The organism is Streptomyces sp. SID8352, assembly GCF_009862265.1.
In the GTDB taxonomy this organism is placed as follows: Bacteria; Actinomycetota; Actinomycetes; order Streptomycetales; family Streptomycetaceae; genus Streptomyces.
In genome coordinates this window covers 217,793-237,429 of record NZ_WWGX01000022.1, presented here as the reverse complement: position 1 = coordinate 237,429, position 19,637 = coordinate 217,793, and the positions used below count along the sequence as shown (strand labels likewise).

Sequence of the window (19,637 nt, the reverse complement as noted above, 5' to 3'; positions counted from 1 at the left end):
GGCGCAGTACGCCCGGAGCCGGCTCACTCCACCCTTGGACGTACCAGTCCGGACTCGTACGCCGTGACGACGAGTTGGGCCCGGTCGCGGGCGCCGAGCTTGGCCATGGCCCGGTTGACGTGCGTCTTGACGGTCAGCGGGCTGACTTCCAGCCGCTCGGCGATCTCGTCGTTGGAGAGCCCGCCGGCCACCTGCACCAGCACCTCGCGCTCGCGCACGGTCAGCGAGTCCAGCCGCTCGGCGCGGGCCGGGTCGCGGTCGGGGTCGTCCGCGGTGCCCTCCTGGGCGAGGAACCGGGCGATCAGGCCCTTGGTGGCGGCCGGGGAGAGCAGCGCGTCCCCGGCGGCGGCGACCCGGATGGCGTTCAGCAGTTCCTCGGGCTCGGAGCCCTTGCCGAGGAAGCCGGAGGCCCCGGCGCGCAGCGAGCGCACCACGTAGTCGTCGACCTCGAAGGTGGTCAGGATGACCACGCGGACCCGGGCCAGCTCCGGATCGGCACTGATCAGACGGGTCGCGGCGAGGCCGTCAGTACCGGGCATCCGGATGTCCATGAGGACCACGTCGGGGCGCCGCTCGGCGGCCAGCCGGGCCGCCTCCGCGCCGTCGGACGCCTCCCCCACCACCTCCATGTCGGGCTCGGAGTCGACGAGCACCCGGAAGGCGCTGCGCAGCAGCGCCTGGTCGTCGGCGAGCAGGACACGGATGGTCATGCGGGGTCCTCCGCGGCGTCGGTGCGGTGTGTGACGGGCAGGATCGCATGGACCCGGAACCCGCCCCCGTAGCGGGGGCCGGTGGCGAGGGTGCCGCGGACGGCGGTGACCCGCTCGCGCATGCCCAGCAGGCCGTGCCCGCCGCCGGGGCCCTCGCCCGGCCCGGCGGCGGAGGCCGGTTCGTGGCCGGGGGCGGCGGGCGGGGGCGCGGGGGCGGCGGGGGCCGGGGCGGCGGCGCGGGCACCGTCGTCGATGACGGTGATCTCCACGGCAGGTCCCACCCGGATCACGCTGACCTCGGCCCTGGCGCCCTGCCCGGCGTGCTTCTGGACGTTGGTCAGGGCCTCCTGGATGACCCGGTAGGCGGCCAGGTCGACGGCGGTGGGCAGGGCGGTGCCCTGGTCGGTGCGGGCCACCTGGACGCTCAGTCCGGCGTGGTGGAAGGTGGCGACCAGTTCGCCGAGCCGGTCCAGTCCCGGCGCGGGTTCGGTGGGGGCCTCGGGGTCGCCGGACTGGCGCAGCAGGCCGACGGTGGCGCGCAGTTCGTTGAGCGCGGAGCGGCTGGCCTCGCGCACATGGGCGAGGGCCTCCTTGGCCTGGTCGGGCCGCTTGTCCATGACGTGGGCGGCGACCCCGGCCTGCACGTTGACCAGGGCGATGTGGTGGGCGACCACGTCGTGCAGGTCGCGGGCGATGCGCAGCCGCTCCTCGGCGACCCGGCGGCGCGCCTCCTCCTCCCGGGTGCGCTCGGCCTTCTCCGCGCGGTCCCGGATGGCCTGCACGAAGGCGCGGCGGCTGCGGACGGCGTCCCCGGCGGTGGCGCCGATGCCGGTCCAGGCGAAGACGGCGAGGTTCTCCTGGGCGTACCAGGGCAGCGGCCCGGCGAGCATGGCGGCGCCGGTGAGCACGGTCATGGTGAGCAGGCCTACGCGCAGGGTGGTGGTGCGGTCGGTGCGGGTCGCGACGGTGAACAGGGCGACGACGGCCGCCATCACCACGGGGGCGCGGGGTCCGCCGGTGACGCTCTCGGCGACGGAGACGCAGCCGGTGACGGCGAGGACGGCGAGCGGGGCCCGGCGGCGGAGCACCAGGGCCGCGGCCCCGGCCGTCATCAGGGCCAGGCTGAAGGCGTCGGGGGTGCGCAGGCTCCAGTTGACGCCGTCGGACCCGTGGGCGTCGACGAAGGAGCCGGCCACCATGCACAGCAGGACGGCCGCCGCGAGGGCGGTGTCCAGGGCCAGGGGGTGCGCGCCCAGCTGGCGGCGGGCGCGCGCGAGGGTGCTCACACGGGCCTACGGTAGCGGGGCGCGGGGCCCACCGGGGCCGGACCGCGCACCGGTTCCCCCGCCGGTGCGGTGCGGCCGGCCGGAGCGCCCGTCGACGCGGGGCGCCGCGCGGCACCGCCGGGAGCGCCGGTACGGGGCGGCGCGCTCACGGACCGGGCTCGACGGACGCGCTCACGGGGCCGGGCACGGGCGCCCGACGCGACGGGCGGGTCCGCGATCCGGTCGGCGGGTCCATGGGCCGGGCGGGGCTCGGCCCATGGGCGGCCCAAGCGGGTGTCCCGGCCGGGCCGGGCGGGGCTCGTCCCGTGGCGGACCAAGCGGGTGTCCCGGCGGCGCGGCTCCGCCGGGAGCCCTGCGGCACGGGACGGCGGCGCGCGCCCGCGTCTCGCGGCGGGCCGCCCCGGGGCCACCGCGCCCGCCCGGGGCGCGCCCCCGGCGTCGGGTCCCGTGCCGCCGTGCCCCGGAGGGTCAGGCGCCGCCCGGGATCAGGCCGTCGTCGCTGAGGAGGGCGCGGACCTCCTCCAGGGTGGCGTCGGCGGCCGGGAGGATGAGGTCGGACGGCTGGAGGGAGTCGTCCGGCACGGGTTCGCCCAGGTCGCGGACCTTGGACAGGAGCGCCTGGAGGGTGGCCCGGAAGCCCGGGCCGTCGCCCTTCTCCACCTCGGCCAGAAGCTCGTCGTCCAGCTCGTTCAGCTCGGTGAGGCGGCCGTCGGCCAGCGACACCTGCCCCTCCCCCATGATCCGTACGATCATGTCGCCCTCCTCGGCGTGGCCTACTGCTTGTCGAAGCGCGGGGTGTCCTGCGACTGCTGCTGGGGACGCGCCTCGCCCTGGCCTCCCTCGATGGCCTGGCGGTCGGCGCCGGAGCCCCCGGCCAGTTCGGCCTTCATCCGCTGCAGTTCCAGCTCCACATCCGTACCACCGGAGAGCCGGTCCAGCTCGGCCTGGATGTCGTCCTTGTGCATGCCGGACTGGTCGTCGAGGGCACCGGAGGCGAGCAGTTCGTCGATGGCGCCGGCCCGGGCCTGGAGCTGGGCGGTCTTGTCCTCGGCCCGCTGGATGGCCAGGCCCACGTCGCCCATCTCCTCCGAGATGCCGGAGAACGCCTCGCCGATGCGGGTCTGCGCCTGGGCGGCCGTGTAGGTGGCCTTGATGGTCTCCTTCTTGGTGCGGAAGGCGTCCACCTTGGCCTGGAGCCGCTGGGCCGCGAGGGTGAGCTTCTCCTCCTCGCCCTGGAGCGTGGCGTGCTGCGTCTCCAGGTCCGTCACCTGCTGCTGGAGCGCGGCGCGGCGCGAGAGCGCCTCGCGGGCCAGGTCCTCCCGGCCCAGCGCGAGAGCCTTGCGGCCCTGGTCCTCCAGCTTGGAGGACTGCGACTGGAGCTGGTTGAGCTGGAGCTCCAGGCGCTTGCGGCTGGTGGCCACGTCGGCGACGCCGCGGCGCACCTTCTGCAGCAGCTCAAGCTGCTTCTGGTACGAGTAATCGAGGGTCTCGCGCGGGTCCTCGGCCCGGTCAAGGGCCTTGTTGGCCTTTGCGCGGAAGATCATCCCCATACGCTTCATGACACCGCTCATGGGCTTCGCGCGCCCCCTTCTGACCGACTCCGGCTGCACCGACTGCATCAGAACCCACAGTACGGGCCATGTCTCCATTACCGCACTGTCCGGGACCCGATGCGCTCCTCCCCGAGGACGACTGCGCGCCCCGCCTCCTCCCACGGAAGGAGGAGCCGTGTCCGCTCTGTCCCCCTTGGAGACGCGTGGCGTTGCCGGATCGTTCCCGACCGGGCGACGGGCCGCCCTCCCCCACCCCGTACCCTTGGGTGTTGTGTTCCGTAGCCGTGCCAAGGAAGAGAAGGCCTCCGCCGCCAACGCGCTGGACGCCTCCAAGCAGCCCCGTGACCCGCAGGCCCCCAAGGGCAGGCCCACGCCCAAGCGCAGCCAGGCCCAGTCCCAGCGCCGCAGCGTCGCCAACACGCCGATGACGCGCAAGGAGGCCTCGAAGCGCCAGCGCGAGGAGCGCCGCAGCGCGCTGGAGCGCCAGCGCCAGGCGCTGGCCAACGGCGACGAGCGGTACATGCCCGCCCGGGACAAGGGCCCGGTGCGCAAGTACGCCCGCGACTTCATCGACTCTCGGTTCAACATCGCCGAGTACTTCCTGCCGATGGCCGTGGTCATCCTGATCCTGAGCGTGATCCAGGTGCCCGCCCTGCAGAACGCGGCGCTGCTCCTGTGGATGGTCGTGATCGTGCTGATCGTGCTCGACTCGATCAGCACCGGGTTCCGGCTGCGCAAGCGCCTCACCGAGCGCTTCCCCGACACCTCCCGCCGCGGCGCGGTCGCCTACGGCCTGATGCGCTCGCTCCAGATGCGCCGGCTCCGTCTGCCGAAGCCGCAGGTCAAGCGCGGAGAGAGGCCCTGAGCGCGCCACCCCTTCCCGAGGGCGCCGCGGACGCCCGGCCCGTGGAGGCCGCCGATCTGCGCGGCATCGTGCGCCAGGAGCTGGTGGCCCGCCAGCTCGACGAGCAGATAGCCGGCCGGTTCCCGGTCGGCCGGCGGCTGCGCGTGCTCGACGTGGGCATGGGCCACGGCACCCGGGCGCTGCGGCTGGCGCGGGCCGGGCACCAGGTGACCGGCCTGGAGCGGGACGCGGCGCTGACCGCCGCGGCGCGCCGGGCCCTGGCGGGCGAGCCCGAGGGCATCCGGGAGCGGATGCGGATCATCGAGGGCGACGGCCGGGACACCGGGGTGCACTTCCTGCCCGGCAGCTTCGACGTCGTGCTCTGCCACGGCGTCCTGATGTACACCGAGGAGCCGGACCCGCTGCTGGCGGGGCTGGCCCGGATGCTCGCCCAGGGCGGGCTGCTGTCGCTGCTGGTGCGCAACGGCGACGCGCTCGCGATGCGTCCCGGTCTGGCCGGTGACTGGTCCGGCGCGCTGGCCGCCTTCGACGGCGTCTCCTGCCGCGACCGCGAGGGACTGGAGGTCCGCGCGGACCGGCTGGCCACCCTGACCGCCAAGCTGGCGGGCATCGGCGCGCCCCTGCACTCCTGGTACGGCGTACGGGTGCTCACGGACACGGCCGCCGACGGCACGGTGCCCCCGAAGGACCTGACGGCCCTGCTGGCCGCCGAGGAGCGGGCCGGACGGACGGACCCCTACCGGGGGGTCGCGGGACTGCTCCACCTGTGCGGGGTGCGCGGCCGCTGAGGCCCGTCCGGCGGTTCCCGTCCGCCTCACGACGCCATGCACGCACTCCCGCCGCCCCGGCCCCGGCCCCGAGTACGTCCCGTACGAAGGCCCGGGGCCGGTGCGGCGGGAGCACACACACCTGACGCCGCGCGGCCGCGCCACGAGCGCCGACGACAACCGCCGGACAGGGCCCGGCACGGTGGCGGAGGGGCTTGCCGGTGGCCCCTTCCGCCCGCGGCACTGGGCGCGGCTCCGCCCGGGGCGCCCGTTCGGGTGTGCACCGGGGGCCGGGCCGCCGGGGCCCGGTGAGACTCGGGGCATGGACGCTTCCCGTACTCGTGTGTTCCGCGCCGCCGCCCCCGCGACCGCGCTGGCCTGCTCCGCGCTCCTGATCGCCGGGTGTTCCGCGGCGGGTTCCGGCGGCGGCGCCCGGGGCGCGGCGGAGGGCGTCGCGGCGCGGGCCGCGGCTCCGCGCGCGGCCGACGACCTCCAGTCCGACTACCAGCGGGTGATCAAGGACGTACTGCCGTCGGTGGTGCAGATCCAGGCCGGGGACTCGCTGGGCTCGGGCGTGGTCTACGACGGCGAGGGGCACGTGGTCACCAACGCGCACGTCGTCGGCGACGGCAGGTCCTTCCGGGTGACCACCGCGCACAGCGAGGAGCCGCTCGACGCCACGCTGGTCTCCTCCTACCCGCAGCAGGACCTCGCCGTGATCAAACTCGACAAGGTGCCCCGCGGGGTGAAGGCGGCCTCCTTCGGCGACTCCTCGAAGGTGGAGGTCGGGCAGATCGTGCTGGCGATGGGCTCGCCGCTGGGGCTGTCGTCCAGCGTGACGCAGGGCATCGTCTCCGCGACCGGGCGGACCGTCACGGAGGGCCGCAGCGGCGGCGGCACGGGCGCGACCATCGGCAACATGGTGCAGACGTCGGCGGCGATCAACCCGGGCAACAGCGGCGGCGCCCTGGTGGGTCTCGACAGCCGGGTCATCGGCATCCCAACGCTCGCCGCGACCGACCCCGGCCTCCCGGACAGCGCGGCTCCCGGCATCGGGTTCGCGATCCCCGCGTCGATGGTGCGCACGGTGGCCGACCAGATCATCGCCAAGGGCCGGGTCACCGACTCCGGCCGGGCGGCGCTCGGGATCACCGTCCGGACGGTGGTGAACGACTCCTACCGGCCCGCCGGGGCGGCCGTCGTCGAGGTGAGCGACGACGGGGCGGCGAAGAAGGCGGGGCTGCGGCCGGGGGACGTCATCACCGGTGTGGGCGACGCGCGGATCACCACGGTGACCTCGCTCGCGGAGGCCCTGGCGCCGCTGGAACCGGGCGACCGGACGAAGGTGACGTACACGCGGGGCGGTGACGAACACTCCGCCGAGGTGACGCTGGGTGAGCAGTGAGCGGGGAGCGGGGAGCGGGGAGCGGGCGGGGCCGGGGCCGACGGCGGGCGGCGCCTTGGCGCCCGCGCCGGACCTCCCGGGGCGTCGGCCGGGCGGGGCCCGCCGGACCGTGCCGCCAGAACCCGCCCGGCCCCGCCGGACCCCGTCAGCCCTCGGCACTCCCCGGGGCGGCGGCGCCCTCCGCGGCGTCCGCGGAGCCGGCCCCGCCGTCCGCCTCGGCGCCCTCGGACCCCTCGGACCCCTCGGCGTGCAGGCTCATCGGGCCGTAGATCTCGGTGGCGTCCTCGAACAGCCGCACCTGGTCCGCGCCGCCGTCCTTGAGTTCCTTCCAGTACTCGCCGATCCAGGACTCGGCGTCCCCCTGCGTGGTGAACTCCTCGGGCCGCACCGAGGGCTGGACCTCCGTCCCGTCGGCCGTCTCGAACCGCCACGTCCATGCCGCCATGTACGCCTCCCAGATGTGAGCACCCGCTGCGGTGCGGGGACCGGCGCGTCGTCCGGCCCCCGGTCGCAGCCTATGCGCTGAACGGGGCGCTTCGTAGAAGGTCCGGGTGCGGCGGCGGGGGCGCGGGCGCGCGTCGGGCGGGGGCACCGGCGAAAATCGTCTGCGTGGACGTGACTCTGCTCGGCACCGGTGCCCCCGCGGGACTCCCCCGCCCCGACTGTCCCTGCGCGGCCTGTGCCGTCGCCCAGGGCGAGGACGCGCGCGGGGCGACCGCGCTGCTGGTGGACGGGGCGCTGCTGCTCGACCTGCTGCCCGGGGCCGCGTTCGCCGCCGCCCGCGCCGGGCACTCCCTGGCCGGGGTGCGCCAGGTACTGCTCTCCCATCCGCACGACGGCCCCGCCGTGGAGGTCCCGGCGGGACTGCCGCAGCCGGGGCGGGTTCCCGACGGGCGGCGGCTGGCGCTGCTGACCGGGCACCGGGTGCGGGCGGTGGCGCTGGACGCGCCGGGCACCGGGTACGAGGTCACCGGCCCGGACGGGCAGCGGCTGCTGTACCTGCCGCCGGGCGGGGCGCCGGCCGGTCTGGAGGAGCCGGCCGGGCCCTACGACCTGGTGCTGACGGACGTGGTGGGGCGGCCGGACGCGCTGGCCCGGCTGCGGGCGGCCGGGGCGGTGGGCCCGACGACCGACGTGGTCGCCGTCCACCTGGACCACGGGGTGCCGCCGGGCCGCGAGCTGGCCCGGCGGCTCGCGGCGGCGGGGGCGCGGGCGGTGCCGGACGGGACGACGCTGGTGGTGGGGGCGTACGAGGACGTGCCGGACGTGCCGCGCCGGACCCTGGTGCTGGGCGGCGCCCGGTCGGGCAAGTCGGTGGAGGCCGAACGGAGGCTGGAGTCGTTCCCCGACGTGCTGTACGTGGCGACGGGCGGCTCGCGGGGCGGGGACACCGAGTGGGGGGAGCGGGTGCGCGTGCACCGGGAGCGGCGGCCGGGCTCGTGGCGGACCGCCGAGACCTGCGACCTGGTGCCGCTGCTGACCGCCCAGGGGCCGCCGCTCCTCGTCGACTGCCTGTCGCTGTGGCTGACGGACGCGATGGACGAGGTCGGCGCGTGGGACGACGCCCAGTGGGCGGACGGCGGCGAGCGGGCGCTGCGCGAGCGGACCCGGGAGCTGACGGAGGCGGTGCGCGGGACCCGGCGCACCGTGGTGGCGGTCTCCAACGAGGTGGGGTCGGGGATCGTGCCGGCCACCGCGTCGGGCCGCCGCTACCGGGACGAACTGGGGCGGCTGAACGCGGCGTTCGCGGGCGAGTGCGAGCAGGTGGTGCTGGTGGTGGCCGGGCAGGCCCTGGTGCTACGCGGCTGACGCCCCCTTGCGGGCGACGACCCGGCGGGAGCGCTCGCCGGTGAGCACCGCGCAGCCGCGGTCGCGCAGTTCGGCGCGGAGGCCCTCCGGGGGCGGGGCGAGCGGGCGGCGCGGGTCCAGGACCTCCACGAGCAGGTGGCCGCCGGGACGCAGGGCGTCCACGGCGGCGCGGAGTTCGGCGCGGGGGTCGGCGGCGTCCGCGAGGTGGCGCAGGAGGCTGACCACGTCGTAGCGGGCCCGCAGCCGTGCGGCGAGGTGCGGGTCCGTCAGGCGGCCGACGTACGCCTCCTCGACGCGTTCCGCCGCGTGGGCGCGGAGCACGCGGTGGCCCGGGTCGGTCCCGTCGAAAGAGGTGTACGGGAACAGTTCGCGGGCCGCCGCCGGGAAGGCGCCGTCGCCGGTGCCCACGTCCAGCCAGCTCTCCGGCCCGGGGCTGTGCCGGAACAGCGCGCGGGCGGCGCGGCGGTGCCCGCGCCGCACCCCGGCGCGCAGCGGGGAGCCGGGCGGCGGGCCGTCGGGGCGGGCCGGGTTGCGGAAGGCGTGACGGCAGTCCCGGCAGGCGTCGTACCCGGCGCGGGGGCCGCGCAGCCGGGGCGAGCCGCACCAGGGGCAGTCGGCGCGGCGCGGGAGGTGCCGGGGCGGGGGCGGCGCCTGCGGCATCCGGCTGACGGGAGGTACCGGGGGTGGCGGGGGGACGGAGGGGACGGACATGGGCGGCTCCCGGGAGCGTGCGGAACGTAGGACACACCGTGTCGAAACGGTATGTAGCGGATGCCTGTGTCGGGTGGAGCGACTCCCGGGGGGCGCGGTCCGGATGTGACCCCCCGGGCCACCCCTCCGGGCCGGTACTGTTCGACGAATGAGCTCGCTGAATCTCGACGACTTCTCCGACCTGATCGAGCGCCCCGACGGCGGGGTGCGTCGCGACGCCGAGGCGCGCCGGGAGCGTCAGGACGTGCCGCCCGGTGCGCTGGGCCGTCTGGACGACCTGGGTGAATGGCTGGCCACGGCGCAGGCGTCCGTGACGGTGCGGCCCATCGAGCACCCCCGGGTGGTGCTCTTCGCCGGCGACCACGGGATCGCGGAGCTGAACGTCTCGGCGCGGCCCGCGGGCGGTGCCGGGGAGCTGGTGCGCGAGGTGCTGGAGGGCGCCCGGCCGGTGTCCGTGCTGGCGCGGCGGATGGGCGTGCCGGTGCGGGTGGTCGACATGGCGTTGGACTGCGACCCGGAGTCGCTGCCGGGCGGGGTCTCGGGGCACCGGGTGCGGCGCGGTAGCGGCCGGATCGACCGGGAGGACGCGCTGACCGTGGAGGAGGCGGAGGCGGCCTTCCGCGCGGGCGTCGCGCTGGCCGACGAGGAGGCCGACTCCGGTACGGATCTGGTGGTGCTGGGCGATCTGAGCGTCGGCGGCACCACGGCGGCGGCGACGCTGATCGCGGCGCTGTGCGGCACGGACGCGTCGGTCGTGACCGGGCGGGGCGGGGTGGCCGTCGACGACCTCGCGTGGATGCGCAAGTGCGCGGCGATCCGTGACGCGCTGCGCCGGGCGCGGCCGGTGCTCGGCGACCAGTTGCGGCTGCTGGCGACGGTGGGCGGGGCGGACCTCACGGCGATGACGGGCTTTCTGCTGCAGAGCGCGGTGCGGAAGACCCCGGTGATCCTGGACGGCGTGGTCGCGGCGGCGTGTGCGCTGGTGGGCCAGCGGGCGGCGTTCCGCGGGCCGGACTGGTGGCTGGCGGCGCACGACAGCGGCGAGCCCGCGCTGGCGAAGGCACTGGACCGGATGGCGCTGGAGCCGCTGCTGTCCCTGGGCGTCCGGGTGGGCGAGGGCACCGGTGGCCTCCTGGCCCTGCCCCTGGTCCAGGCCGCGGCGGCCCTTCCTGCCGAGCTTCCGGAGACCGTGCCCACGGAGGCTTAGCGGAGGGGGGGTGCCTGCCGCCTGCGGCCTGTTTTGCCTGCTGCCTGCTGTTGTCGGGTGCGGGTGGGGTGTGGTTGTGCCTGCGGCGCAGCTTTCGGTGGGTGGGGGTGTTTGTTGCGCCTTGTTCGTGTGGGGGGGTTGGGGCCGGGGGGGGTGGTGGTCCTCGGAACGGCGCGGAATGGGGTGATCAGGGGGCGCACTCTGTTGACGCGCCAACCTCTGCGGGCGACCACCCCCGCCCCGTCCCCTTCCCGCCGTGCGCGACTGCGGGGTCCACGCCCACCCTTCTCCATCCCCTTGCCGCCGTGCGCGGGTGTGGGGCCCACGCCCACCCTTCCTCGTCCCCTTCCCGCCGTGCGCGGGTGCGGGTACCCGGCACCCCCCGTCCTTGTCCGTCGGCTCGCCGTGCGCGGGTGCGGGGTCCACGCCCGCCCTGCCCTGTCCCCTTGCCGCCGTGCGCGGGTGCGGGATTCACGCCCTCGGTTGCTCATGGCTTCCCGTCGTGCGCGGGTGCGGGGGGCTCGTTCTCGTCTTCCGGTGCTCGCCGGGCGTGGGTGCGGGGGCTGTTCTCATCCGGGTTCCGCCGGGTGCGGGTGCCGGGGGTGTCCGCTGTCGGATCGGTTTCTGGCCGGACGCGCGGGGGTGGGGGCGGGCGTGAGTCCGTCGGTCGGTGCCGTCATTCCGGGTCGGGGCGGCCCGCGATCCAGTCCTGGAAGGCGCGGCGCGGGCCCGACCAGCGTCGGTCGTGGTGGTAGGCCCGCAGCCGTGCGCGTGCCCGGGCGCGCGGGCGCCGGGAGTAGAAACGGCGGGCCCACGGTGAGTCCGGCCGGGCCAGCCTCACCGCACCCACCAGCGCCACCACCGGGACGATGGCTCCGAGGACCGCCAGCCGCGCCTTGCCCTTGCCGAGCGCGACCAGGGCGAACAGGAAGTTCCCGGCGACGGTGGTGATGACGCTGGCCCGGTCCTGCAGTTCGTCCTGGGAGACGTCGTCGACGCCGAACGGCGAGAACCCGGCCAGCACCAGGCCGACCAGCGCCGCCGTCAGCACCACCGCCTCCACGCTCTTGCGCCCGGCCTCGGTCCAGTAGACGTCGTCCAGGTAGAGGATCAGCGCGAACTCGTCGAGCACCAGTCCCACCCCGATCCCGAAGAGCACCGCCGCCGCGGCGGAGCCGAATCCATGGCGTCCCCCGGCGACGGCGCCGAAACCGCCGATCACGGTCAGGACGACGCCGGGGACCACGTGGTGGATGTGCAGCCCGCCCGCGCTCACGTTGCCGAACGGCCCCTTCCCGGCCCGGATCAGGCGGGTGATGGTCCGGGTGATCACGAACGTCAGCACGAAGGCGCTCAGGGCGAGGAGGAGCGGGAGCTTGCCGGGTTCGACGATGTTCCGGTGCCACCAATCTCCCATATGGGCACTTTATCCCCACCCGTCGGCGGCCCCCTCCCGACCGGCGGATAGTCTGCGCCGGTGTTCAGGAACCCCTTCCCCGACGGCCTCCGGTTCGCCTTCGGCACGCTCACGGTGCTCCCGGTGGCGGTGACCCGCTGGGACGGGGTGGCCGCGCGTTCCGGGATGCTGTGCGCGCCGCTGGCGGGCCTGGTGGTGGGTGCCGCCTCGGCCGCGGCGGGGCTGCTGTTCCTGCTGCCGGGCGGGTCGCCGCTGCTGGCCGCCGTCGCCACGGCCGCCGTGCCGGCGGTGCTCACCCGGGGGCTGCACCTGGACGGCCTGGCCGACACCGCGGACGGCCTCGGCAGCGGGAAGCCGGCCGAGGACGCGCTGCGGGTGATGAAGCGGTCGGACATCGGTCCCTTCGGCGTCGTGACGCTGGTGCTGGTGCTCCTCGCCCAGGTGGCGGCACTGGCCCAGGCGTACGCGGCGTCCTGGACGGGCGGCGCGCTCGCCGCCGTGGTGTCGGCGACGGCGGCCCGGCTGGCGCTGACACTGGCGGCGCGCGCGGGCGTTCCGGCGGCCCGTCCGGAAGGTCTGGGCGCGGCGGTGGCGGGCGTGGTCCCGGTCCCTGCGGCGCTCTGCGCGGTCGCGGTGACCGTGGCGGTGGCGGCGGCAGCGGCGGGCGGGCTCGCCGGACCGCGCGGCGCCGTGTCGGCGGCGGCCGCGGTGGTGGCCTCGCTGGCCGCGGCCGAGCTGCTGCTGCGGCGCTGTGTCCGCCGCTTCGGCGGGGTGACCGGGGACGTGTTCGGCGGGGTGGCGGAGACGGCGGCGACCGCGGCCCTCGTCGTCTGGTCACTGACCTGAGACGATCCCGCCGGGACGGCGCGCCCCGGAGGGGCGGCCGAGCGGGGCCCGTGCTGTGACGGGCCGTAACGCACAGACGGGCGGGGGGCGTTCATGGAGAGGACTCGTCGGGCCACGGCCTGGTTCATCGACGTGGGGCTGGTCGGGGCGGTGGCGTCGGGGCTGGCCGTGCTGACCTTCCACCGGATCTCCGCGCTCTTCACCGAGGTGCCCGGCCTCGCCACCCGGGGCGCGCTGGACCTGCTGGCCTCGCGCGGCGACGTGCTGGACGCCTCGCGCTCCTTCGGCGGGTCGCTGTGGGACAGGTCGGTGCTCTACGTGGAACAGGGCCTGGTGCTGCTGGTCCTGGCCGCGTTCCTGTACCAGTGGGGGTGTGTGACGCTGCTGGGGCGGACCCTCGGCAAGGGCCTGGTGGGGCTGCGGGTGGGCCCGGTGCCGCCGCGCCGGGCGGCGCGGCGGGCGGCGGCGGCGACCGCGGTGGACCTCGTCCTGTTCGCGGTGGCGTGCGTGCTGCTGGTGGAGGGCCGGATCTTGCTGTCGGTGCTGGTCTGGGCGGCGGCGGTGGCGGTGCTGCTGCTCAACGCCCTGTTCGTGCTGGCCCCCGGCCGGCGTTCGCTGGCGGACCGGGCCGCGGGCACCACGGTGACCGGGGCGCGGCTCAGCAGGCCCGGCGCCACGGCCCCAGGTCGTACTTCTTCTGGATCGAACTGAGCCGCAGCCTCCGGGAGTCGGGGCAGAAGCGGTCCGTGGGCAGTTCGTACTCGGCGTGGAAGACCGCCTTGTCCGCGTCGATGAACGGCTTCAGGTCCTCGCACTCGCCGTACTGGGCGCACTGCTCGTTGACCGCGAAGTCGAAGTCGCCGACGAGCCGGGGGATCTGGTCGAGGTCGTTCTTGAGACCGACGGCCAGTCCGCGCTCGTGGGCGAGGCGCGCGATCAGCCGGTTGTAGCGGAGCTGGTCGGCGTCGGTGAGCGGGAAGCCGGTGCCGTTGCGGTAGCCGTCCATGTTGTCCGGTTCGACGGCGTCGAAGCCCTTGTCCCGGCACATGTCGAGGCGGGCGGCCATCAGGGGCTCCAGGACGTCGGTGGCGCGGATGTCGAGCCAGCGCTCGCCCTCCCAGCCGTTGCCCCGGCCGAGCACGGACGCGGGGAAGTCCCCGGCGTCGGGCCGGAACTCCTCCCAGGCTCCGGTGGAGAGGTAGCAGATCACCTTGCGCCCGGCGCGGTGCAGCGCGGTGACGGCGGACGCCGGGTTCTCGAAGCCGTCGATGTCGTAGACGGGAACGTCGACGGAGGTGTCGAGGCGTCCGCCGAGCTGCCACTGCCAGGCGGTGCCGGGCCGGGGCCGCCAGTGGTCGCCGGGCGGGGCCGCGTCGGGGGGCTCGTCGCCGGAGGGGGCGGCGACGCAGCCCGCGAGGAGCAGGAGGAGGAGTGTCAGCAGGACCGGACGGCGCATTCGGGCGGGCTCCAGGGCCGGGGACGGCGTACCGGAGGATGATCCCGCGGGCGGGGCGCCGGACCGGAATCCGCGGGCGTGGCGGGAAGTGCGCGGGCCCGCGAGCGTAGGCTCGTCCCGGGTGTTCCGCCCTCCCGGTGGGCACCGCGTCGTGGGAGGGATCTAGGGTCGGTGGCCGGGGCAGGTCGACCCACCCACTTTCGGCCACATCGGACTTCATACGGAAGCGAGAATTCACCACCGTGACTGCTCTCACTCTCTCCACCGCAGCGGCGGCCGGCCTGCGGGCCGACGCCATCGTGATCGGTGTCGCCAAGGGCGCGCGCGGCCCCGTCGTCGCGCCGGGCGCCGAAGCCGTGGACACGGCGTACGACGGCACGCTGGCCGACGTCCTGGAGACCCTCGGCGCCTCCGGCTCCGAGGGCGAGGTGACGAAACTGCCCGCGCCCCCCGGCTTCAAGGCCCCCCTCGTGGTGGCGGTGGGTCTGGGCGCCGAGCCCGAGGAGGGCGAGGACTTCGACGCCGAGGCGCTGCGCCGGGCCGCCGGTGCCGCCGCGCGCGTCCTGACCGGCGCGAAGAAGGCCGCGTTCGCGCTGCCGCTCACCGGGGCCGCCGACGCCGGCGCCATCGGCGAGGGCGTGCTGCTCGGCGCGTACTCCTTCGACGCCTACAAGGCCGAGGGCAGGAACGCGAAGGCCGCGCGGGCCAAGGCCCCGCTGGGCGAGGCCGCGCTGCTCGGGGGCAGGCCCCGCGACAAGGCGTTCAAGGCGGCGGTCGAGCGCGCCACGGCCGTGGCGCAGGAGCTGAACCGCGCCCGCGACCTGATCAACACCCCGCCGAACGACCTGGACCCGGAGGCGTTCGCGGCGGTCGCGCAGGCCGCCGCGAAGGAGCACGGCATCAAGGTGCAGGTGCTCGACGAGAAGGCGCTCGCCAAGGGCGGATACGGCGGCATCCTGGGCGTCGGCGCCGGTTCGGCGGCGGCCCCGCGGCTGGTCAAGCTGTCGTACACGTCGTCCAGGGCGACGCGGACGCTGGCCTTCGTGGGCAAGGGCATCACCTATGACTCGGGCGGCATCTCGCTGAAGCCGGCCGGGCACAACGAGACGATGAAGTGCGACATGAGCGGTGCCGCCGCCGTGTTCGCCGCGGTCGTCGCCGCCGCCCGCCTCAAGCTGGAGGTCAACGTCACCGGCTGGCTGGCGCTGGCCGAGAACATGCCCTCGGGCTCCGCGACCCGGCCGGGCGACGTGCTGCGCATGTTCAGCGGCACGACCGTGGAGGTGCTCAACACCGACGCCGAGGGCCGCCTGGTGCTCGCCGACGCGCTGTGGGCGGCGTCGCTGGAGGAGCCGGACGCGATCATCGACGTGGCGACGCTGACCGGCGCCATGATGCTGGCGCTGGGCAACCGGACCTACGGGATCATGGCCAACGACGACGCGCTGCGCGCCGCGGTGCACGAGGCGGCCGAGGAGGTCGGCGAGCCGGCCTGGCCGATGCCGCTGCCGGAGCACCTGCGCAAGAGCATGGACTCCCCCACCGCCGACATCGCCAACATGGGTGAGCGGATGGGCGGCGGACTGATCGCGGGCCTGTTCCTGCGCGAGTTCGTCGGCGAGGGCATCGCCTGGGCCCACCTGGACATCGCGGGCCCGGCGTACAACGAGGGCGCCCCGTTCGGGTACACGCCGAAGGGCGGCACGGGCAGCGCGGTGCGGACCCTGGTGCGGATCGCGGAGCTGGCCGCCGAGGGCGAGCTGGGCTAGGACCTGTCCGACCATTGCCGTCGTCGCCCGTGGGGCGGACGGGAGTGGTCGGGCAGGCCTTGGGCCCCGTCGGACCGGTCCCGGGTCCCCGGGACCGGTCCGGTGCGTGCGCCCGCCCCGGATCCGGTGCCGCCCGCCGGAACATCCGGGTACGTCCGGTATGTGGACGCATCACCTCCGTGCGGCGCTCCGCGTCCGGCCCGCACGCCCGCCCACCGGGGACGACGGGCGGAACCCGCCGTCCGCGTCCGGACCGCGCGGGGCTCCGGGAGCCCGCCGCGGCCCGGACCGCGGCGCCCGGCGGCGCCGTGCCGGTGTCCGCGCCGAGCGAACGTGGGGTGTCTCACACCCCGGCCCCGCGTCTCGTTCGGCTCCCACAAGTGCGAAGATGGGGCTCGGCAGGACAGGGCCCCACCTAAGGGCCGAGAACAATGAGCGGCCGGACACCAGCCGCCGACCGGTCACTGGAGACCGGCGTGGCGCAATGCATGGAGGACGTGACGTGGCGAACGACGCCAGCACCGTTTTCGACCTAGTGATCCTCGGCGGCGGCAGCGGTGGTTACGCCGCGGCGCTGCGCGGGGCGCAGCTGGGCCTGGACGTCGCCCTGATCGAGAAGGACAAGGTCGGCGGTACCTGCCTGCACCGGGGCTGCATCCCCACCAAGGCCCTGCTGCACGCGGGCGAGATCGCGGACCAGGCTCGCGAGAGCGAGCAGTTCGGTGTCAGGGCCACCTTCGAGGGCATCGACGTACCGGCCGTCCACAAGTACAAGGACGACGTGGTCGCGGGCCTGTACAAGGGCCTGCAGGGTCTGATCGCCCTGCGCAAGGTGAACTACATCGAGGGTGAGGGCCGGCTGTCCTCCCCGACCTCCGTCGACGTGAACGGGCAGCGTATCGAGGGCCGCCACGTCCTGCTGGCGACCGGCTCCGTGCCGAAGTCGCTGCCGGGCCTGGACATCGACGGCAACCGGATCATCTCCTCCGACCACGCCCTCGTCCTGGACCGCGTGCCGAAGTCCGCGATCATCCTGGGCGGCGGCGTCATCGGCGTCGAGTTCGCCTCCGCGTGGAAGTCCTTCGGCACCGACGTGACCATCGTCGAGGGCCTCAAGCACCTGGTGCCGGCCGAGGACGAGAACAGCTCCAAGCTGCTGGAGCGCGCCTTCCGCAAGCGGGGCATCAAGTTCAACCTGGGCACCTTCTTCCAGAAGGCCGAGTACACCCAGGACGGCGTCAAGGTCACCCTCGCCGACGGCAAGGAGTTCGAGGCCGAGGTCCTGCTGGTCGCCATCGGCCGCGGCCCGGTCTCGCAGGGGCTCGGCTACGAGGAGGCCGGGGTCGCCATGGACCGCGGCTATGTCCTCGTCGACGAGTACATGCGCACCAACGTCCCGACGGTCTCCGCCGTCGGCGACCTCGTCCCGACCCTCCAGCTCGCCCACGTCGGCTTCGCCGAGGGCATCCTGGTGGCGGAGCGGCTCGCCGGCGTCAAGGCCGTCCCGGTCGACTACGACGGTGTGCCCCGGGTGACGTACTGCCACCCGGAGGTCGCCTCCGTCGGTCTCACCGAGGCCCGGGCCAAGGAGATCTACGGCGCGGACAAGGTCGTCGCACTGAAGTACAACCTGGCGGGCAACGGCAGGAGCAAGATCCTGAAGACCTCCGGCGAGATCAAGCTCGTCCAGGTCAAGGACGGCGCCGTGGTCGGCATCCACATGGTGGGCGACCGCATGGGTGAGCAGGTCGGCGAGGCCCAGCTCATCTACAACTGGGAGGCGCTGCCCGCCGAGGTGGCCCAGTTCATCCACCCCCACCCGACGCAGAACGAGGCGCTGGGCGAGGCGCACCTGGCTCTGGCCGGCAAGCCGCTGCACGTCCACGACTGACCCTCGGGCACTGGGCGCGACGACACAGACTTCCGCAATTCGTAAGGAGCAACCGAAACCATGGCGGTTTCCGTAACCCTTCCCGCGCTCGGTGAGAGCGTCACCGAGGGCACCGTCACCCGCTGGCTGAAGGCCGAGGGTGAGCGCGTCGAGGCCGACGAGCCGTTGCTCGAGGTCTCGACCGACAAGGTCGACACCGAGATCCCGGCGCCCGCCTCCGGCGTGCTGTCCTCCATCAAGGTCGCCGAGGACGAGACGGTCGAGGTCGGCGCCGAGCTGGCCGTCATCGACGACGGCTCCGGCGCCCCGGCGGCCCAGCCCGCCGCCGAGGCCCAGCCGGTCGCCGAGGCGGCTCCCGAGCCCGCCCCGGCCGCCCCCTCCACCGAGCAGGCCGCCCCGGCGCCCGCTCCGGCCGCCGAGACCACCGCCGGCGGCGGCTCCGCCGAGGGCACGGACGTGGTCCTGCCCGCGCTCGGCGAGTCCGTCACCGAGGGCACCGTCACCCGCTGGCTGAAGTCGGTCGGCGACAGCGTCGAGGCCGACGAGCCGCTGCTGGAGGTGTCCACCGACAAGGTCGACACCGAGATCCCGGCGCCCGCCTCCGGCACCCTGCTGGAGATCGTGGTCGGCGAGGACGAGACCGCCGAGGTCGGCGCCAAGCTGGCCGTCATCGGCGCCGCCGGTGCCGCGCCCGCCGCCGCCCCGGCCGCCCCCGCCCCGGCGGCCGCTCCGGCCCCGGCCGCCCCCGCGGCTCCCGCCGCCCCGGCTCCGGCCCCGGCCGCTCCGGCCCCCGCCGCCGCTGCCCCGCAGGCGCCCGCCCCGGCCCCGGCCGCCCCCGCCCCGGTGGCGGCTCCCGCCCCGGCCCCCGCGGCTCCGGCCCCGGTCGCGGCTCCCGCCGCCCCGGCCGCCCCCGCCGCCGCCCAGCCCGCGGACGACGGCGCGTACGTCACCCCGCTGGTGCGCAAGCTCGCCGCCGAGCACGGCGTCGACCTGTCCACCGTCAAGGGCACCGGCATCGGCGGACGCATCCGCAAGCAGGACGTGACCGCCGCCGCGGAGGCCGCCAAGGCCGCCCCGGCCCCGGCGGCCGCCCCTGCCGCCGCTGCCCCGGCCGCGCGGAAGGCCCCCTCCCTGGAGGCCTCCCCGCTGCGCGGGCAGACCGTCAAGATGCCCCGCATCCGCAAGGTCATCGGCGACAACATGGTCAAGGCCCTGCGCGAGCAGGCCCAGCTCTCGTCGGTCGTCGAGGTCGACGTCACGCGTCTGATGAAGCTGCGCGCCCGGGCGAAGGACGCGTTCGCGGCCCGCGAGGGCGTCAAGCTCTCCCCGATGCCCTTCTACGTCAAGGCCGCCGCCCAGGCGCTGAAGGCCCACCCGGCCGTCAACGCCCGGATCAACGAGGCCGAGGGGACCATCACCTACTTCGACACCGAGCACGTCGGTATCGCGGTGGACTCCGAGAAGGGCCTGATGACCCCGGTCATCAAGAACTCGGGCGACCTCAACCTGGCCGGCATCGCCAAGGCCACCGCCGACCTGGCGGGCAAGGTGCGGGCCGGCCGGATCACCCCGGACGAGCTGTCCGGCGCGACCTTCACCATCAGCAACACCGGCTCGCGCGGCGCGCTGTTCGACACGATCATCGTGCCGCCGGGCCAGGTCGCCATCCTCGGCATCGGTGCCACGGTCAAGCGTCCGGCCGTCATCGAGACGGAGGACGGCACGGTCATCGGCGTCCGCGACATGACGTACCTGACCCTGTCGTACGACCACCGTCTGGTGGACGGCGCCGACGCCGCCCGTTACCTGACGGCGGTCAAGGCGATCCTGGAGGCGGGCGAGTTCGAGGTCGAGCTGGGCCTGTAGAACCCCCTGCCAGAGGGTCTGCGCGGTGCCCCCGTCCGGAAGCTTCCGGACGGGGGCACCGTTGTGTCGCGGCCCATGT

General features: G+C 75.3%; 18 protein-coding genes. 10 read left to right on the top strand and 8 right to left on the bottom strand.

Annotation, left to right across the window (positions count from 1 at the left end; genetic code table 11):
• Window positions 1-23: 23 nt before the first annotated feature.
• The 4 genes from GTY84_RS06410 to GTY84_RS06395 form a co-directional block, all read right to left on the bottom strand.
• On the bottom strand, window positions 24-710 hold the full coding sequence (locus GTY84_RS06410; RefSeq protein WP_161225114.1) for a response regulator transcription factor: 687 nt from the start codon (window positions 708-710) through the stop codon (window positions 24-26).
• Window positions 707-1,996 carry a histidine kinase gene (locus GTY84_RS06405; protein WP_161225113.1) on the bottom strand — a complete coding sequence of 430 codons (1,290 nt, stop codon included), beginning with the start codon at window positions 1,994-1,996 and terminating at the stop codon, window positions 707-709. Before GTY84_RS06405 ends, GTY84_RS06410 begins: the two co-directional genes overlap by 4 nt.
• A gap of 468 nt (window positions 1,997-2,464) precedes the next feature.
• Window positions 2,465-2,749, bottom strand: a complete 285-nt coding sequence (locus GTY84_RS06400; RefSeq protein WP_161225112.1) for a hypothetical protein — start codon at window positions 2,747-2,749, stop codon at window positions 2,465-2,467.
• Between the two features lie 20 nt (window positions 2,750-2,769).
• A complete protein-coding gene (locus GTY84_RS06395) occupies window positions 2,770-3,555 on the bottom strand; it encodes a PspA/IM30 family protein (protein WP_272919161.1) in 786 nt (261 codons plus the stop codon).
• Window positions 3,556-3,742: 187 nt separating this feature from the next.
• Here GTY84_RS06395 and GTY84_RS06390 point away from each other — a divergent pair, with 187 nt between their 5' ends.
• From GTY84_RS06390 to GTY84_RS06380, 3 genes are all read left to right on the top strand, one after another.
• A complete protein-coding gene (locus GTY84_RS06390; RefSeq protein ID WP_161225399.1) occupies window positions 3,743-4,414 on the top strand; it encodes a DUF3043 domain-containing protein in 672 nt (223 codons plus the stop codon).
• Between the two features lie 83 nt (window positions 4,415-4,497).
• Window positions 4,498-5,202, top strand: a complete 705-nt coding sequence (locus tag GTY84_RS06385) for a methyltransferase domain-containing protein (RefSeq protein ID WP_161225398.1) — start codon at window positions 4,498-4,500, stop codon at window positions 5,200-5,202.
• Window positions 5,203-5,503: 301 nt separating this feature from the next.
• Complete coding sequence (locus GTY84_RS06380; protein WP_161225111.1) at window positions 5,504-6,586, top strand: trypsin-like peptidase domain-containing protein; 1,083 nt, start codon at window positions 5,504-5,506, stop codon at window positions 6,584-6,586.
• A gap of 145 nt (window positions 6,587-6,731) precedes the next feature.
• On the opposite strand, the gene GTY84_RS06375 is transcribed toward GTY84_RS06380, so the two are convergent.
• Window positions 6,732-7,031, bottom strand: coding sequence for a hypothetical protein (locus GTY84_RS06375; protein ID WP_161225110.1), 300 nt, complete (start codon window positions 7,029-7,031; stop codon window positions 6,732-6,734).
• Between the two features lie 164 nt (window positions 7,032-7,195).
• On the opposite strand from GTY84_RS06375, the gene GTY84_RS06370 reads away from it, so the two are divergent.
• Window positions 7,196-8,395 (top strand): bifunctional adenosylcobinamide kinase/adenosylcobinamide-phosphate guanylyltransferase, encoded by a 1,200-nt coding sequence (locus GTY84_RS06370; protein WP_161225109.1) that lies wholly within the window; start codon window positions 7,196-7,198, stop codon window positions 8,393-8,395.
• On the opposite strand, the gene GTY84_RS06365 is transcribed toward GTY84_RS06370, so the two are convergent.
• Window positions 8,384-9,055 (bottom strand): methyltransferase domain-containing protein, encoded by a 672-nt coding sequence (locus GTY84_RS06365; RefSeq protein WP_237532091.1) that lies wholly within the window; start codon window positions 9,053-9,055, stop codon window positions 8,384-8,386. The two genes, GTY84_RS06370 and GTY84_RS06365, sit on opposite strands and share 12 nt — an antisense overlap.
• 199 nt (window positions 9,056-9,254) lie before the next feature.
• Between GTY84_RS06365 and cobT the strand changes: the two genes are divergently transcribed.
• A complete protein-coding gene (cobT, locus tag GTY84_RS06360; RefSeq protein WP_161225107.1) occupies window positions 9,255-10,313 on the top strand; it encodes a nicotinate-nucleotide--dimethylbenzimidazole phosphoribosyltransferase in 1,059 nt (352 codons plus the stop codon).
• A 676-nt stretch (window positions 10,314-10,989) separates the two neighbouring features.
• Here the strand turns inward: cobT and GTY84_RS06355 are convergent.
• The gene (locus tag GTY84_RS06355) at window positions 10,990-11,730 is read right to left on the bottom strand and encodes a hypothetical protein (RefSeq protein ID WP_161225106.1); all 741 of its coding nucleotides are present in this window, start codon (window positions 11,728-11,730) and stop codon (window positions 10,990-10,992) included.
• A 60-nt stretch (window positions 11,731-11,790) separates the two neighbouring features.
• Here GTY84_RS06355 and GTY84_RS06350 point away from each other — a divergent pair, with 60 nt between their 5' ends.
• Window positions 11,791-12,576 (top strand): adenosylcobinamide-GDP ribazoletransferase, encoded by a 786-nt coding sequence (locus GTY84_RS06350; protein ID WP_161225105.1) that lies wholly within the window; start codon window positions 11,791-11,793, stop codon window positions 12,574-12,576.
• A gap of 93 nt (window positions 12,577-12,669) precedes the next feature.
• Entirely contained in the window at window positions 12,670-13,287 is a 618-nt protein-coding gene (locus GTY84_RS06345; RefSeq protein ID WP_161225104.1) for an RDD family protein, read from the top strand.
• On the opposite strand, the gene GTY84_RS06340 is transcribed toward GTY84_RS06345, so the two are convergent.
• On the bottom strand, window positions 13,235-14,032 hold the full coding sequence (locus tag GTY84_RS06340; RefSeq protein WP_161225103.1) for an endo alpha-1,4 polygalactosaminidase: 798 nt from the start codon (window positions 14,030-14,032) through the stop codon (window positions 13,235-13,237). The genes GTY84_RS06345 and GTY84_RS06340 overlap by 53 nt on opposite strands.
• A 242-nt stretch (window positions 14,033-14,274) precedes the next feature.
• Here GTY84_RS06340 and GTY84_RS06335 point away from each other — a divergent pair, with 242 nt between their 5' ends.
• The 3 genes from GTY84_RS06335 (at window position 14,275) to sucB (ending at window position 19,558) form a co-directional block, all read left to right on the top strand.
• On the top strand, window positions 14,275-15,801 hold the full coding sequence (locus GTY84_RS06335) for a leucyl aminopeptidase (protein ID WP_161225102.1): 1,527 nt from the start codon (window positions 14,275-14,277) through the stop codon (window positions 15,799-15,801).
• A 502-nt stretch (window positions 15,802-16,303) separates the two neighbouring features.
• Complete coding sequence (gene lpdA / locus GTY84_RS06330; RefSeq protein ID WP_161225101.1) at window positions 16,304-17,692, top strand: dihydrolipoyl dehydrogenase; 1,389 nt, start codon at window positions 16,304-16,306, stop codon at window positions 17,690-17,692.
• A 60-nt stretch (window positions 17,693-17,752) separates the two neighbouring features.
• Window positions 17,753-19,558: a 2-oxoglutarate dehydrogenase, E2 component, dihydrolipoamide succinyltransferase gene (sucB, locus tag GTY84_RS06325; RefSeq protein WP_161225100.1), complete on the top strand. Its 1,806-nt coding sequence runs from the start codon at window positions 17,753-17,755 to the stop codon at window positions 19,556-19,558.
• The last annotated feature ends 79 nt before the right edge of the window (window positions 19,559-19,637 follow it).